This window comes from Salmonella sp. 741265073_HBA (assembly GCF_046569105.1).
Lineage (GTDB): Bacteria > Pseudomonadota > Gammaproteobacteria > Enterobacterales > Enterobacteriaceae > Salmonella > Salmonella enterica.
In genome coordinates this window covers 20,118-35,693 of the sequence record NZ_JBKFRY010000017.1, presented here as the reverse complement: position 1 = coordinate 35,693, position 15,576 = coordinate 20,118, and the positions used below count along the sequence as shown (strand labels likewise).

General features: G+C 54.0%; 14 protein-coding genes. 9 read left to right on the top strand and 5 right to left on the bottom strand.

Annotated features, from left to right (window positions below; translation table 11 throughout):
- Positions 1-888 carry an EamA family transporter RarD gene (gene rarD, locus ACLD3P_RS19210; protein ID WP_411006568.1) on the bottom strand — a complete coding sequence of 296 codons (888 nt, stop codon included), beginning with the start codon at positions 886-888 and terminating at the stop codon, positions 1-3.
- A 43-nt stretch (positions 889-931) separates the two neighbouring features.
- Positions 932-1,399 carry an acyl-CoA thioesterase YigI gene (yigI, locus tag ACLD3P_RS19205; protein WP_001277136.1) on the bottom strand — a complete coding sequence of 156 codons (468 nt, stop codon included), beginning with the start codon at positions 1,397-1,399 and terminating at the stop codon, positions 932-934.
- 164 nt (positions 1,400-1,563) lie between these two features.
- On the opposite strand from yigI, the gene pldA reads away from it, so the two are divergent.
- The 3 genes from pldA (at position 1,564) to rhtC (ending at position 5,030) form a co-directional block, all read left to right on the top strand.
- A complete protein-coding gene (pldA, locus tag ACLD3P_RS19200; RefSeq protein ID WP_001201692.1) occupies positions 1,564-2,433 on the top strand; it encodes a phospholipase A in 870 nt (289 codons plus the stop codon).
- An 83-nt stretch (positions 2,434-2,516) separates the two neighbouring features.
- A complete protein-coding gene (gene recQ / locus ACLD3P_RS19195) occupies positions 2,517-4,346 on the top strand; it encodes an ATP-dependent DNA helicase RecQ (RefSeq protein ID WP_411006571.1) in 1,830 nt (609 codons plus the stop codon).
- A gap of 63 nt (positions 4,347-4,409) precedes the next feature.
- A complete protein-coding gene (gene rhtC, locus ACLD3P_RS19190) occupies positions 4,410-5,030 on the top strand; it encodes a threonine export protein RhtC (protein ID WP_000928812.1) in 621 nt (206 codons plus the stop codon).
- A gap of 39 nt (positions 5,031-5,069) precedes the next feature.
- Here rhtC and rhtB read toward each other — a convergent pair whose 3' ends face one another.
- The gene (gene rhtB / locus ACLD3P_RS19185; protein WP_000142527.1) at positions 5,070-5,690 is read right to left on the bottom strand and encodes a homoserine/homoserine lactone efflux protein; all 621 of its coding nucleotides are present in this window, start codon (positions 5,688-5,690) and stop codon (positions 5,070-5,072) included.
- A 110-nt stretch (positions 5,691-5,800) separates the two neighbouring features.
- Between rhtB and pldB the strand changes: the two genes are divergently transcribed.
- The 3 genes from pldB (at position 5,801) to ACLD3P_RS19170 (ending at position 8,613) form a co-directional block, all read left to right on the top strand.
- Positions 5,801-6,817: a lysophospholipase L2 gene (pldB, locus tag ACLD3P_RS19180; protein ID WP_131046854.1), complete on the top strand. Its 1,017-nt coding sequence runs from the start codon at positions 5,801-5,803 to the stop codon at positions 6,815-6,817.
- Between the two features lie 15 nt (positions 6,818-6,832).
- On the top strand, positions 6,833-7,633 hold the full coding sequence (yigL, locus tag ACLD3P_RS19175; protein ID WP_000285334.1) for a sugar/pyridoxal phosphate phosphatase YigL: 801 nt from the start codon (positions 6,833-6,835) through the stop codon (positions 7,631-7,633).
- Positions 7,634-7,713: 80 nt separating this feature from the next.
- Complete coding sequence (locus ACLD3P_RS19170; RefSeq protein ID WP_001196257.1) at positions 7,714-8,613, top strand: carboxylate/amino acid/amine transporter; 900 nt, start codon at positions 7,714-7,716, stop codon at positions 8,611-8,613.
- On the opposite strand, the gene metR is transcribed toward ACLD3P_RS19170, so the two are convergent.
- Positions 8,501-9,454, bottom strand: a complete 954-nt coding sequence (gene metR, locus ACLD3P_RS19165; RefSeq protein ID WP_000569786.1) for an HTH-type transcriptional regulator MetR — start codon at positions 9,452-9,454, stop codon at positions 8,501-8,503. The genes ACLD3P_RS19170 and metR overlap by 113 nt on opposite strands.
- Positions 9,455-9,689: 235 nt before the next feature.
- Here metR and metE point away from each other — a divergent pair, with 235 nt between their 5' ends.
- Entirely contained in the window at positions 9,690-11,954 is a 2,265-nt protein-coding gene (metE, locus tag ACLD3P_RS19160) for a 5-methyltetrahydropteroyltriglutamate--homocysteine S-methyltransferase (protein WP_411006567.1), read from the top strand.
- A gap of 343 nt (positions 11,955-12,297) precedes the next feature.
- Positions 12,298-13,641, top strand: a complete 1,344-nt coding sequence (locus ACLD3P_RS19155) for an anaerobic sulfatase maturase (protein ID WP_115286701.1) — start codon at positions 12,298-12,300, stop codon at positions 13,639-13,641.
- Between the two features lie 79 nt (positions 13,642-13,720).
- On the opposite strand, the gene ACLD3P_RS19150 is transcribed toward ACLD3P_RS19155, so the two are convergent.
- Positions 13,721-14,533 (bottom strand): dienelactone hydrolase family protein, encoded by an 813-nt coding sequence (locus ACLD3P_RS19150; RefSeq protein WP_000213959.1) that lies wholly within the window; start codon positions 14,531-14,533, stop codon positions 13,721-13,723.
- A 258-nt stretch (positions 14,534-14,791) separates the two neighbouring features.
- On the opposite strand from ACLD3P_RS19150, the gene udp reads away from it, so the two are divergent.
- Positions 14,792-15,553, top strand: a complete 762-nt coding sequence (udp, locus tag ACLD3P_RS19145; protein ID WP_000045169.1) for a uridine phosphorylase — start codon at positions 14,792-14,794, stop codon at positions 15,551-15,553.
- Positions 15,554-15,576: the final 23 nt, after the last annotated feature.

Below are 15,576 nucleotides of genomic sequence, written 5' to 3'. Positions count from 1 at the left end.
TTAATGCTTACGCCGTTGCGTATAAATCGCATCCATCACGAAAATCGCCAGCGCGACCCAGATAAACGCAAATGTCACCATCTTATCCGTGCCCGGCACTTCGCCATAAAACGTCACCGCCAGTAAAAACATCAGCGTTGGGCCGATATACTGGAAAAAGCCCAGTGTAGAAAGACGCAGACGCGTAGCCGCTCCGGTAAAGCACAGCAGCGGAATCGTAGTGACCACACCCGCCGCCATTAACAGCAAGTTCAACGATAGTGCGTTTTGCCCCATATGGCTGGTAGGGCTATCGGCGATGCCAAACAGATAAATCGCGGCGACCGGCAACAGCCATAGCGTTTCAACCAGCATACCCGTCTGCGCTTCAACGGCGATCTTCTTACGCACCAGGCCGTAAAACGCAAAACTAAACGCCAGCCCCAGCGCGATAATCGGCAGCGAGCCAAAGGTCCAGAGTTGCACCAGCACGCCGCACACCGCCAGAATCACCGCCAGCCACTGCATTCGACGGAAGCGTTCGCCAAGAAAAATCATTCCCAGCAAGATGTTAACCAGCGGATTAATGAAATAACCCAGGCTGGCCTCCAGCATATGGTGATTATTTACCGCCCAAATGAACAATAGCCAGTTACCGCCGACCAGTACGGCGGACAGGGCCAGCAGGAAAATCTTCTTTGGCGTTTTCAGTAAGCGCTTAACCTGTCGCCACTGCCGGCTGACGCTAAGCAGCGCCACCATAAAGAAAAATGACCAAATCACGCGGTGCGTCAGGATCTCATCTGCGGGAACGTAATAGATCAGCTTGAAATACGCGGGGGCGATCCCCCAAATAAAATAGGCGGCAAGAGCGAGTAATACGCCCTGCCGTGTTTGTTTTGCGTCCATCCGGAAAACTCGTATCTGAAGTGTAACAACAGTTTACCTGCTTTTATCCCACCATATAAGTAGCGGTGGCGCTGGCGATGTACAGCTGATCTTCATTGTGTAATTCCACGCGGGCGACGGCCACTTTATTCCCTGCACGCAGCAGGCTACTGGTGGCCGTAAAGCGGTTGCCTCTGCCCGGACGCAGGTAATCGACGCGCAGGTCAATCGTTCCCATCCGCGACAGGCGCTGGCGTAGTTCATCTTCGCTGATGGTTTCGTGGCGAGTTAGCGTGCTGCCGACGCATACCAGTCCGGCGGCGACATCCAGCGCAGAGGCGATCACGCCGCCGTGTAAAATGCTTTGCGCCCAGTTGCCGACCATCATCGGCTGGTTGTTAAAGGCCAGTTGGGCGAACGCTTTTTCATAGCGTTCCAGCTCCAGCCCTAACGCCCGATTAAACGGCATGTGGTAGACAAACATTTCACCCACTAATTTCAGAGCTTGTTCAGCGGTAAGTACAGCGGACATAGATTCCTGACACCTCATTGGTTAATGAAATGTTGATATTATGCTTCTTAATTGTTGTTTTCTACTTTAAGAAGGGATAACTAACGGCTATGTGTGTAAATATGTAAAAATGGTTGGCAGAGAATGATTCAAGCTGAAAATACTTCGTCAGGAGAACGTCAAGAATGCGGGCGATTTTGAGAGGGTTGTTGCCAGCCACGCTACTGCCATTAGCGGCATATGCACAAGAAGCTACGATAAAAGAGGTTCATGATGCGCCTGCAGTACGGGGAAGTATCATCGCTAACATGCTACAGGAGCATGATAACCCTTTTACGCTTTACCCTTATGACACGAACTACTTGATCTACACGAACACCAGCGATCTGAACAAAGAGGCCATAAGTACCTACAACTGGTCTGAAAACGCACGTAAAGATGAAGTGAAATTTCAGTTGAGCCTGGCGTTTCCGCTGTGGCGTGGAATACTGGGGCCGAACTCGGTACTGGGCGCTTCCTATACGCAGAAATCCTGGTGGCAGCTTTCCAACAGTAAAGAGTCTTCGCCGTTTCGCGAAACCAACTACGAACCGCAGCTTTTTCTTGGTTTTGCTACCGATTATCGCTTTGCCGGCTGGACGCTGCGTGACGTAGAGATGGGCTACAACCATGACTCTAACGGACGTTCGGATCCCACCTCGCGTAGCTGGAACCGTCTGTATACCCGTCTGATGGCCGAAAACGGTAACTGGCTGGTAGAGGTCAAACCGTGGTACGTGATTGGCAGTACCGACGATAATCCGGACATCACCAAATATATGGGTTATTACCAGCTTAAAATCGGTTATCACCTGGGCGAGGCGGTATTAAGCGCCAAAGGCCAGTACAACTGGAATACAGGCTACGGCGGCGCGGAAGTTGGATTAAGCTATCCGGTCACCAAACATGTCCGGCTTTATACCCAGGTGTACAGCGGCTATGGCGAATCGCTGATCGACTATAATTTTAATCAGACACGTGTCGGCGTCGGCGTGATGCTTAACGATATCTTCTGATTGGATCGTGTTTTAAACATTGCAGTTTCTCTCGCAGGCGCTGAAAATAGCGCCTGTTTTGATTTATGGTGAACGGGGTTAATGTGGCGCAGGCGGAAGTGTTGAATCTGGAATCAGGGGCCAAACAGGTTTTGCAGGAAACCTTTGGCTACAAACAGTTTCGCCCGGGCCAGGAAGCGATTATTGATACTGCGCTCTCCGGTCGCGACTGTCTGGTCGTCATGCCCACCGGCGGCGGCAAATCTCTGTGCTATCAAATCCCCGCGTTGTTGCTGGATGGATTGACCGTCGTCGTTTCGCCTCTGATCTCGTTGATGAAAGACCAGGTCGATCAGCTACTGGCGAACGGTGTGGCGGCGGCCTGTCTGAACTCCACTCAAAGCCGCGAGCAGCAGCTTGAGGTGATGGCGGGGTGCCGTACCGGACAGATTCGTCTGCTGTATATTGCGCCGGAACGCCTGATGCTGGACAACTTTCTTGATCATCTGGCGCACTGGAATCCGGTATTGCTGGCGGTGGATGAAGCGCACTGTATCTCGCAATGGGGACATGATTTCCGTCCGGAATATGCGGCGCTCGGTCAGCTTCGCCAGCGTTTTCCCGCTTTGCCGTTCATGGCATTGACCGCCACCGCCGATGACACCACGCGCCAGGATATTATTCGTCTGCTTGGGCTTAACGATCCGTTAATCCAGATCAGTAGCTTTGACCGACCGAATATCCGCTACATGCTGATGGAGAAGTTTAAGCCGCTCGACCAGCTAATGCGCTATGTTCAGGAGCAACGCGGCAAATCGGGTATCATCTACTGCAACAGTCGGGCGAAAGTGGAAGATACCGCTGCGCGCTTGCAAAGTCGTGGCATTAGCGCGGCGGCCTATCATGCGGGGCTGGAAAACGCTATTCGCGCCGATGTGCAGGAAAAATTTCAGCGCGACGATCTGCAAATCGTGGTGGCGACCGTCGCTTTTGGAATGGGCATAAACAAACCTAACGTACGTTTCGTTGTGCATTTCGATATCCCGCGCAATATTGAATCCTACTATCAGGAAACGGGCCGCGCCGGGCGCGACGGACTGCCTGCGGAAGCCATGCTATTTTACGATCCGGCTGACATGGCCTGGCTACGTCGTTGTCTGGAAGAGAAACCAGCCGGACAGCTTCAGGATATTGAACGGCATAAACTGAATGCGATGGGCGCTTTTGCCGAAGCGCAAACCTGCCGACGCCTGGTATTGCTTAATTACTTTGGCGAAGGCCGACAAGAACCGTGCGGCAACTGCGATATCTGTCTTGATCCGCCCAAACAATATGATGGCTTAAACGATGCCCAGATTGCGCTTTCTACCATTGGTCGGGTTAACCAGCGTTTTGGCATGGGCTACGTTGTCGAGGTGATCCGCGGCGCGAATAACCAACGCATCCGCGATTTCGGTCATGACAAACTCAAGGTTTATGGCATGGGACGCGAAAAGAGCCATGAGCACTGGGTGAGCGTGATTCGCCAGCTCATTCATCTGGGGCTGGTAATGCAAAATATTGCGCAGCACTCCGCATTACAGTTGACGGATGCCGCGCGTCCGGTACTCCGTGGAGACGTTCCGCTAAAGCTTGCGGTGCCGCGCATCGTCGCCCTCAAACCCCGCGTGATGCAGAAATCGTTCGGCGGTAATTACGATCGCAAATTGTTCGCTAAGTTGCGCAAGCTGCGTAAAGCTATCGCTGATGAAGAGAATATCCCGCCGTATGTGGTCTTTAACGACGCCACGCTGATAGAAATGGCGGAACAGATGCCGGTTTCCGCCGGCGAGATGTTAAGCGTTAACGGGGTTGGGATGCGCAAACTGGAGCGCTTCGGGAAAGAATTCATGGCGCTCATCCGCGCGCATGTCGATGGTGATGACGAAGAGTAGTCAGCCCGGCAAAAAAGTGCCAGGATGGTGACTCACTGAACTATTTCCCCGCGAGCCATTTTTATGTTGATGCTATTTTTCACCGTGGCAATGGTGCACATCGTTGCGCTAATGAGCCCCGGCCCCGACTTTTTCTTCGTGTCTCAAACTGCCGTCAGCCGTTCGCGTAAAGAAGCGATGATGGGCGTACTGGGTATTACCTGCGGCGTGATGGTATGGGCGGGCGTGGCGCTGCTTGGCCTGCATCTCATCATCGAAAAAATGGCCTGGCTGCATACGATCATTATGGTAGGTGGCGGCCTGTACCTGTGCTGGATGGGCTATCAGATGCTGCACGGCGCGCTGAAAAAACAGGATGCGGCGGCGTCTTCTCCGCATATTGAACTGGCGCAGAGCGGGCGCAGCTTTCTCAAAGGGCTGTTGACCAATCTGTCGAATCCGAAAGCGATTATCTATTTTGGTTCCGTTTTTTCACTGTTTGTCGGCGATAACGTCGGCGCTGCGGCGCGCTGGGGTATTTTCGCGTTAATTACCCTGGAAACGCTGGCCTGGTTTACCGTAGTCGCCAGCCTGTTCGCGCTGCCGAAAATGCGCCGCGGCTATCAGCGTCTGGCGAAATGGATTGATGGCTTTGCCGGCGCTCTGTTTGCGGGCTTTGGTATTCACCTGATTATTTCGCGCTAATTTACTTCCGGGCCGGATAAACATCATCCGGCACGACTATCACGCGTGTCTTGCCGACGCCAGGAGCGCGCCTACCAGCATAAACAACGAACCAAACGCTTTATTCAGCGCCTTCATCTGCTTTGGTCCTTTAATCCAGGCGGCAATGCGCTGCGCCAGCGTGGCGTAACCGGTCATCACAATCATATCCACCACAATCGTGGTGACGCCGAGAATGAGGTACTGCGCCAGTTGCGGTTGCTGCGGCATGATGAATTGCGGAAACAGGGCGGCAAGAAAGACAATGCTTTTGGGATTGGTTAGATTGACAAATATCGCCCGTTTGAACAGCCGACCCCGCGATTGCGTCTGGGCGAGAGTATGCAGATCGATAGCGCCTGCGGCGCGCCATTGCTGGATACCCAGCCAGATAAGATAAGCCGCGCCAGCCCATTTCAGAATTTCAAAAGCGAGGAGCGAGCGCGAAAAGAGCGTACCCAGTCCGACGCCCACCAGTACGATATGTATCCCCAGTCCGGTCTGGAGTCCGGCGATAGAAGCCACTGCGCCACGATATCCATGGTTGATAGACGTCGTCATGGTATTGATGGCGCCTGAACCCGGAGAAAGACTCAGCAGAGTTGAGGTCAGTAGATAGGCGAACCACCATTCAAAGGTCATGCGAAACTCCCTGGTTGTCTGTTTTTGTGCCACAATACGCTACTGCCGCTGTGTTGTGTCAGGCACGACGCAAAAAACGATTTTACCTGGTAAACGAGGCCGAAAACCCGATGTTTCAGCAGCAAAATGACTGGGAAACAAGAGAAAATGCGTTTGCCGCTTTTGCTATGGGGCCGCTGACCGATTTCTGGCGTCAGCGGGAAGAGGCAGAGTTTATCGGCGTGGGTAACATTCCGGTGCGCTTTGTCCGTTTTCGAAGTGATTCCAACGATCGGACGATCGTCATTTGTCCTGGCCGCATTGAGAGTTATGTAAAATACGCTGAACTGGCGTATGACCTTTTTCATCTCGGTTTTGATATCTTCATCATCGACCACCGTGGTCAAGGGCGCTCCGGGCGGATGTTATCGGACCCGCATCGGGGCCACGTTGATCATTTTAACGATTATGTTGAGGACTTAGCGGCGTTCTGGCAGCAGGAAATTGAGCCGGGGCCGTGGCGTAAGCGTTATATCCTGGCGCACTCAATGGGGGGCGCGATAGCCACCCTGTTCCTGCAACGCCATCGTGTGCGGTGCGACGCTATTGCGCTCACCGCGCCGATGTTTGGTATTGTGATACGCTTGCCTTCCTTTATGGTGCGCCATATTCTCGACTGGGCCGAGGGGCACCAGCGTATCCGTGAAGATTACGCTATTGGTACCGGTCAGTGGCGGGCGTTGCCGTTTGGGATGAATGCGCTGACCCACAGCCGCCAGCGTTATCAGCGCAACTTACGATTTTATGCCGACGAGCCGCAGCTGCGCGTTGGCGGCCCCACCTGGCATTGGGTACGCGAAGGCATTCTGGCGGGTGAGCAGGTTCTGGCTGGGGCGAGCGATGACACGACGCCTACGCTACTGATTCAGGCGGAAGAAGAGCGGGTAGTGGATAACCGCACCCACGATCGTTTTTGTGAAATTCGCGCCGCGGCGGGATACCCTTGTGAAGGGGGAAAACCGCTGGTTATCAAAGGCGCGTACCATGAGATCCTTTTTGAAAAGGACGCCATGCGCTCAGTCGCGCTTAACGCCATTGTTGAATTTTTCAACAAGCCTAATTTATCCAGCGGAAATCGCTTTGCTTAGAGGTTAAATTTTATTATGTATCAGGTTGTTGCGTCTGATTTAGATGGCACGCTGCTCTCCCCCGACCATACGTTGTCCCCTTATGCCAAAGAGACTCTGAAGCTGTTGACCGCACGCGGCATCCATTTTGTCTTTGCCACTGGTCGTCATCATGTCGATGTAGGGCAAATCCGCGATAATCTTGAAATCAAGTCTTACATGATCACCTCCAACGGCGCGCGAGTGCACGATACCGACGGGAATTTGGTTTTTACGCATAATCTGGACAGCGACATTGCCAGAGACCTGTTCGGAGTGGTGAATGCGAACCCGGACATCGTGACTAACGTTTATCGCGACGACGAATGGTTTATGAATCGTCATCGCCCCGATGAAATGCGTTTTTTCAAAGAGGCGGTATTTAACTATTCGCTGTTTGAGCCTGCGCTGCTGGAGCCGGAGGGCGTCAGCAAAGTGTTTTTCACCAGCGACACTCATGAAAAGTTGTTGCCGCTGGAGCAGGCGATTAACGCGCGCTGGGGCGATCGGGTAAACGTGAGCTTCTCTACGCTAACCTGTCTGGAAGTGATGGCGGGCGGAGTGTCGAAAGGTCATGCGCTGGAAGCGGTCGCTCATGCGATGGGGTACAGCCTGAAAGAGTGTATCGCCTTTGGCGACGGAATGAACGACGCTGAAATGCTCACGATGGCGGGCAAAGGCTGCATCATGGGCAATGCGCACCAGCGTCTGAAAGACCTGTATCCCGAACTTGAGGTGATCGGCATCAACGCGGATAACGCCGTGCCGCATTACCTGCGCGATCTTTTCTTACGCTGATGTGATTGTTTGTTAGTTGACCAGTTGTCAACTTCACTCTCCGCTACAATGGGTGTTCCCTGTTTTAAGAGACATCCATTGTGGCGCTACTCATCATTACCACTATCCTGTGGGCTTTCTCCTTTAGTCTATTTGGCGAGTATCTTGCCGGGCATGTCGATAGCTATTTCGCGGTGCTGATACGCGTTGGGCTGGCGGCGCTCGTTTTTCTGCCGTTTTTGCGTACTCGCGGGCACAACCTAAAAACCATCAGCCTGTATATGCTGGTGGGGGCGATGCAGCTTGGCATCATGTATATGTTGAGCTTCCATGCTTACCTCTACCTGACCGTATCCGAACTGCTGCTGTTTACCGTTCTGACGCCGCTCTATATCACGCTGATTTACGATGTGATGAGTCAGCGTCGTTTGCGCTGGGGCTATGCATTTAGCGCGTTGCTGGCGGTGATTGGTGCCGGGATTATTCGCTACGATCGCGTGACCGACCATTTTTGGGTCGGTTTGCTCCTGGTGCAGCTTTCTAATATCAGTTTCGCTATCGGAATGGTGGGGTATAAACGTCTGATGGAGACTCGTCCCATGCCGCAGCACAACGCCTTTGCATGGTTCTATCTGGGGGCGTTTTTGGTGGCGGCGGTGGCGTGGTCGCTGTTGGGGAACGCGCAAAAGCTGCCGGAAACCACGCTGCAATGGAGCATTCTGGTGTTTCTCGGCGTGGTGGCGTCCGGCATTGGCTACTTTATGTGGAACTATGGCGCTACCCAGGTAGACGCCGGGACGCTGGGTATCATGAATAATATGCATGTTCCCGCAGGACTGCTGGTTAATCTTGCCATCTGGCATCAGCAGCCCCACTGGCCAAGCTTTATTACAGGCGCGGCTGTGATCCTGGCTTCGCTGTGGGTGCATCGAAAATGGGTCGCTCCGCGCTCCGCACAAACGGCAGATGATCGCAGGCGTGATCCCGCGTCGAGCGAATAAACGCCTCGGTCACCGCCTGACGCTGGTCGCCGTCGCGCACGGCGGCATACAGGCGGCTCCACAGACCATCGCCCAGGGTTTTGGTCACCACCAGACCCTGGCGCTCAACGCTTTCCACTACCCAGTGCGGCAGGGCGGCAATACCCATTCTGGCCGCCACCATCTGAATCAGCAGTAGCGTATTATCCACGCTTTTCAGCAGCGGACTGATACCCGCCGGTTGCAGGAAATGTCGCCAGACATCCAGTCGGCTGCGCTGCACCGGGTAAATCAACAGCGTTTCGCTGGCTAAATCTTCCGGCGTAATCTGCGTTTTGCTGGCCAGCGGATGGTCGGGCGCCAGCACCAGTCGGACTTCAAAATCAAACATCGGCGAATAATGCAGCCCGCTGCGCGGCAAAATATCCGACGTCATCACCAAATCCAGCTCGCCTTGTTGCAAGGCTGGTTGCGGATCAAAAGTGACGCCGGATGTGAAATCCATTTCTACCTGCGGCCAGCTTGCACGAAAGTTTTCCAGCGCCGGGGTCAGCCACTGAATACAGCTATGACATTCAATAGCGATGCGCAGACGAGTTTGCTGCGGTTCGTTGCACGCCTGCAGCGCACGGCTGATTTGCGGCAGCACCTGGTTTGCCAGTTGCAGCAGAACTTCCCCCTGCGGCGTAAAGCGCAGCGGCTGGCTTTTACGCACGAACAGGCGGAAACCAAGGCGTTGTTCCAGATCGCTGAACTGATGAGACAGAGCGGATTGAGTCTGGTGCAGCACCGCCGCCGCGGCAGCCAGCGATCCACTATTCCGCAATGCCTGGAGTGTTTTCAGATGTTTAATTTCGATCATGAAAGTCCTTCACTTCGCCATGAACAAATTGCGCTTGAGGAATATACAGTACCTTTACATTATGGATGTGTAAACATCCAGACGTCCAAAATCCGTCGTCTTTTAAATTGATGGTGCGTTGGCTGCGTTTCCTCACCCCGGTCACTTACTGATGTAAGCTCCCGGGGATGAGCAAACTTGCCGCCTTCCCTGAATTTAAAATACTTAGGATTTACATATAATTAGAGGAAGTAAAATGACAATATTGACTCATACCCTCGGTTTTCCTCGCGTTGGCCTGCGTCGCGAGTTGAAAAAAGCGCAAGAGAGCTATTGGGCGGGGAACACAACGCGTGAAGCGTTACTGGCGGTGGGGCGCGAACTGCGCGCGCGTCACTGGGAGCAGCAGAAACAAGCGGGTATTGACCTGTTACCGGTAGGCGACTTTGCCTGGTACGACCATGTTCTGACCACCAGCCTGCTGTTAGGCAATGTGCCGGCTCGTCATCAGAACAACGACGGTTCCGTGGACATCGACACTCTGTTCCGCATTGGCCGCGGTCGCGCGCCAACCGGTGAACCAGCGGCGGCAGCGGAAATGACCAAATGGTTTAATACTAACTATCACTACATAGTACCGGAGTTCAGCAAAGGCCAGCAGTTCAGACTCACCTGGACACAGTTGCTGGAGGAAGTGGACGAAGCGCTGGCGCTGGGGCATAAGATCAAACCCGTACTGCTGGGGCCTGTCACGTATCTGTGGCTGGGTAAAGTGAAAGGCGAGCCGTTTGACCGCCTGACGTTGCTGAAAGACATTTTGCCAGTGTATCAGCACGTGCTGGCTGAACTGGCGAAGCGTGGTATTGAGTGGGTCCAAATTGATGAGCCAGCGCTGGTGCTGGAACTGCCGCAGGCGTGGCTGGATGCCTTCAAACCGGCTTACGACGCGCTCGCCGGCCAGGTGAAGCTGTTGCTGACGACCTATTTTGAAGGCGTGACGCCAAACCTGGACACTATTATCGCGCTACCGGTACAGGGGCTACATGTTGACCTCATTCATGGCAAAGATGATGTAGCGGAACTGCATCAACGTCTGCCGGTCGACTGGCTGCTTTCTGCAGGCTTGATTAACGGGCGTAATGTCTGGCGCGCCGATTTGACCGAAAAATATGCGCAGATTAATGCCATTGTGGGCAAACGCGCGCTGTGGGTAGCATCCTCCTGCTCTTTGCTGCACAGCCCGATCGATCTCAGCGTCGAAACGCGTCTGGATACGGAAGTTAAAAGCTGGTTTGCCTTTGCGCTGCAAAAATGCGGTGAACTGGCGTTGCTGCGCGATGCGCTGAACAGCGGCGAAACGGCGGCGCTTGAGGAATGGAGCGCACCGATTCAGGCTCGTCGTCACTCCCGTCGCGTACATAATGCCGCGGTAGAAAAACGCCTGGCGGCGATCACCGCGCAGGACAGCCAGCGTGAGAATCCGTATGAGGTGCGTGCTGAAGCGCAACGCGCCCGCTTTAAACTTCCCGCCTGGCCGACGACGACTATCGGTTCGTTTCCGCAAACCACGGAAATTCGCGGCCTGCGTCTGGACTTCAAAAAGGGCAACCTCGACGCGAATAACTACCGCACCGGCATCGCCGAACATATCAAACAGGCTATCATCGAGCAGGAGCGTTTAGGGCTGGATGTGCTGGTACACGGCGAAGCCGAGCGAAACGACATGGTGGAATACTTCGGCGAGCATCTGGACGGCTTCGTCTTTACCCAGAATGGTTGGGTGCAAAGCTATGGCTCCCGCTGTGTGAAACCGCCGGTAGTGATTGGCGATATCAGCCGTCCGGCACCGATTACCGTGGAGTGGGCGAGGTATGCCCAGTCGCTGACCGACAAGCCGGTAAAAGGTATGTTGACTGGCCCGGTGACTATTCTTTGCTGGTCATTCCCCCGCGAAGACGTGACCCGCGAAACGATTGCGAAACAGATTGCGCTGGCGCTGCGTGATGAAGTCGCGGATCTGGAGGCGGCGGGGATCGGGATTATTCAGATTGACGAACCGGCGCTGCGTGAAGGTTTACCATTGCGTCGCAGCGACTGGGACGCCTATCTGGAATGGGGTGTGGAAGCCTTCCGCATCAACGCGGCGGTGGCGAAGGATGAAACTCAGATCCACACCCACATGTGTTACTGCGAGTTCAACGACATTATGGATTCGATCGCCGCGCTGGATGCGGATGTGATCACCATTGAGACCTCCCGCTCGGATATGGAGTTGCTGGAGTCGTTCGAAGCGTTCGACTACCCGAACGAAATCGGGCCGGGCGTGTACGATATTCACTCGCCGAACGTGCCGAGCGTCGAGTGGATTGAAGCCCTGCTGAAGAAGGCGGCACAGCGTATTCCGGCACAACGCCTGTGGGTGAATCCGGACTGCGGTCTGAAAACTCGCGGTTGGCCTGAAACCCGCGCGGCGTTAGCGAACATGGTCAAAGCGGCGCACAATCTGCGTCAGGCGAAATAACCCATCCTGGCCGCTGCGTTTATCCGGCAGCAATGCGGCGCTACCCTTTGACGGGTAGCGCCCGTGCCTGACCTGATTAACAGCGCCTCTATCTCCTCTTTTTTCTCATTTCCCTTTTTCTTATTTTCCGCGCTGTCTTTTTCAGGATCTGGCTATTTGGCGATCTTGATAATAAAAAGGTTCTCCGTATGAATGACAACCAGGCGGATAGCGTCCCTGGAAGCAGCGCGGCGGATTTTATTGCCTCGCAGATCGTTTTTCCTGTCATGATCGCCCAGCGCTCTCATAGCACAAAACGAGGTTTTCCATTCTGTTATGTTCCCTGGCGACGATAAACGTCGCATTGTCTCATGGCGCTGGTGAACCTTATTTTTTAACGGAGATGTCTGACATGGCGGTAGCAGGTTGTCACGTAATGGCCAAACCCGGCGGTGCGATCTGCAATATTGATTGCACATATTGCTTCTATCTTGAAAAAGAGGCGCTGTACCCGGAACGCAATAAAAACTGGCGGATGTCGGACGAGACGCTGGAACAATTTATACGCCAGCATATTGCCGCGCAGAGTGGCGACCGCATTGACTTTGCCTGGCAGGGCGGCGAACCGACCATGATGGGGCTACCGTTTTTCCGCCGGGTTGTCGCATTATGTGGAAAGTACGGCGATGGGCGAAAAATCACTCATGCGTTGCAGACGAACGGCATCCTGGTGAATGACGAGTGGGCGCGCTTTTTCGCTGAACAGCATTTTCTCATCGGTCTCTCTATCGACGGCCCGGCGTCGTTACACAACCACTATCGGCTTAATCGCGCTGGAAAAGGAACTCATGAGCAGGTCGTCGCAGCAATGGCGCGGCTTAAAGCGCACCATGTCGACTTTAATACCTTAACCGTCGTGGGAAAACATAACGTCGGTCATGCAGCAGACGTCTACGAATTTCTTCTGGCGGCGGGATCGCGTTTTATTCAGTTTATCCCGCTGGTAGAGCGAATGAGCACCGATAACTCATCGGTACTTAATCTGGTGATGCCCGGCGAAAGCGCGGCGACGCTGGCGCCATGGACGGTACCGTCGTGGCAATATGGCGAATTTCTCAACCAGATCTTTGATATCTGGGTTCGTCGCGACGTAGACCGCGTCTATGTGCAGATGTTTGACGTGGCGTTAGCCGCCTGGACGGCGCAGCAGCCGGTACTGTGTGTACATTCCGAGACTTGTGGACATGCCTTCGCGTTGGAGTCGAACGGCGATCTCTACAACTGCGACCACTTTGTCTACCCGGAGCATCTGCTGGGGAATATCCACCAGCACAGCATCAAAACCTTAAATAATAGCGAGCGGGCTATTGCGTTTGGCGAAGCCAAGCGGGAGACCCTGACCGCCGATTGTCGTCGCTGTGACTACCGCTTTGTATGTCATGGCGGCTGTCCGAAGCATCGCTTTGCCGTCTCGCCGTCTGGTCATCCTGCGCATAATTACTTGTGTGCGGGCTATAAGCATTTTTTCCAGCACGTTACGCCGTATATGAATGTCTGGCGGGAGCTGCTGGCGCAAGGCTATCCGATGGCATCGATCATGCGCTGGCTGGCGCAGGACGCGCGTAAAGACACAGGAGCCGTCAGTCGTAACCATCTCTGTCCCTGCGGCAGCGGCAAAAAATATAAAAAATGCTGTGGTAAAGCATAGCTAACGTGGCGATGACGCTTTGTTGAGCCTATACCGACTCCGGTCTCGTAGGCCCAACAAATATCGTAATGCGCTGTGGTTAGCCTTTTTTCCCGCCGTACTGAGCGAACCATTCCAGCATTCTTTGCCAGCCGTCTTTCGCTGAGGCTTCGTGGTAGCCCGGACGATAATCGGCATTAAACGCGTGCCCTGCATCGGGATAGACCACGATTTCCGCCTTCGCATTAGCGGCGCGTAGCGCCTGGCGCATGGTTTCCACGCTCTCCTGTGGAATACTGGTATCCTGCCCGCCGTATAAACCCAGTACCGGCGCGTTAAGATCGGTGGCGATGTCAACGGGATGCTTCGGCGAATTGAGTGACGTGTCGCCCACCAGCTTGCCGTACCACGCTACCGCCGCTTTTAACTGTGGGTTGTGCGCGGCGTACAGCCAGGTAATCCGGCCTCCCCAACAAAAACCGGTGATCATCAGCCGATGCGCATCCCCGCCGTTGCGCGAAGCCCAACTGGCGACGTGATCCAAGTCGGCAAGGACTTGCGAATCGGGTACTTTAGCCACCAGCCCGCTCAATAATGTGGGTATATCGGCGAAATCATTGGGGTCGCCTTCGCGGAAATATAGCTCCGGCGCGATAGCGAGATAGCCTTCCAGCGCCAGTCGTCGGCAAATATCGCGAATGTGTTCATGTACGCCAAAAATTTCCTGTACCACAATGACCACAGGCAGCGCGCCGTCGCTTGCCTTTGGTCTGGCGTAATAGGCTGGCATATCGTCGCCCTGAGAGGGAATCGACGTTATCCCCGCGCTAATGGCCCCATCAGGCGTGTGAATCATCGTAGGGGCAAGTGGGGAAGCTGCAGGTGCAAAGCCGGATGGATGTGTCGTTGTCATGGTATTCTCCGTACCCTTAAAAAATAGCGCAATCTTAACTATAGACAGTGTGTAACAAACCACATTGCCTTAAAGCGGCTATCTTTTGTGCAATGCCTGGCGATATTGATTATTTATTGTGATGTGCATCACTTTTTAATGGTAAGCGAGTGCAATTGTTTTACGTCATAGTGATGGCTGTCACGAAAATATCTTTATGCCTTAGGTAAAGTGTCTCTTTGCTTCTTCTGACAAACCCGATTCACAGAGGAGTTTTATATGTCCAAGTCTGATGTTTTTCATCTCGGCCTCACCAAAAACGATTTACAAGGGGCCCAGCTCGCCATCGTCCCTGGCGATCCTGAGCGTGTGGAAAAGATCGCCGCGCTGATGGATAAGCCGGTTAAGCTGGCATCTCACCGCGAATTCACCTCCTGGCGCGCTGAGCTGGATGGCAAAGCAGTTATCGTTTGCTCTACCGGTATCGGCGGCCCGTCTACCTCTATTGCCGTGGAAGAACTGGCGCAACTGGGTATTCGTACCTTCTTGCGTATCGGCACCACGGGGGCTATTCAGCCGCACATCAACGTCGGCGACGTTCTGGTAACGACCGCATCCGTACGTCTGGATGGGGCGAGCCTGCATTTTGCGCCGATGGAATTCCCGGCGGTTGCCGACTTTGCCTGCACCACTGCGCTGGTTGAAGCCGCGAAATCGATTGGCGCCACGACTCACGTTGGCGTAACCGCCTCTTCCGACACTTTCTATCCGGGTCAGGAACGTTATGACACCTATTCTGGCCGCGTTGTTCGTCGCTTCAAAGGCTCTATGGAAGAGTGGCAGGCGATGGGCGTAATGAACTACGAAATGGAATCCGCTACGCTGTTAACCATGTGCGCAAGCCAGGGGTTACGCGCAGGTATGGTGGCGGGCGTTATCGTCAACCGTACCCAACAAGAGATTCCGAATGCGGAAACGATGAAACAAACTGAAAGCCACGCGGTGAAAATCGTCGTGGAAGCGGCCCGTCGTCTGCTGTAATTCTCCTCTCTTTTGCAAAGGCC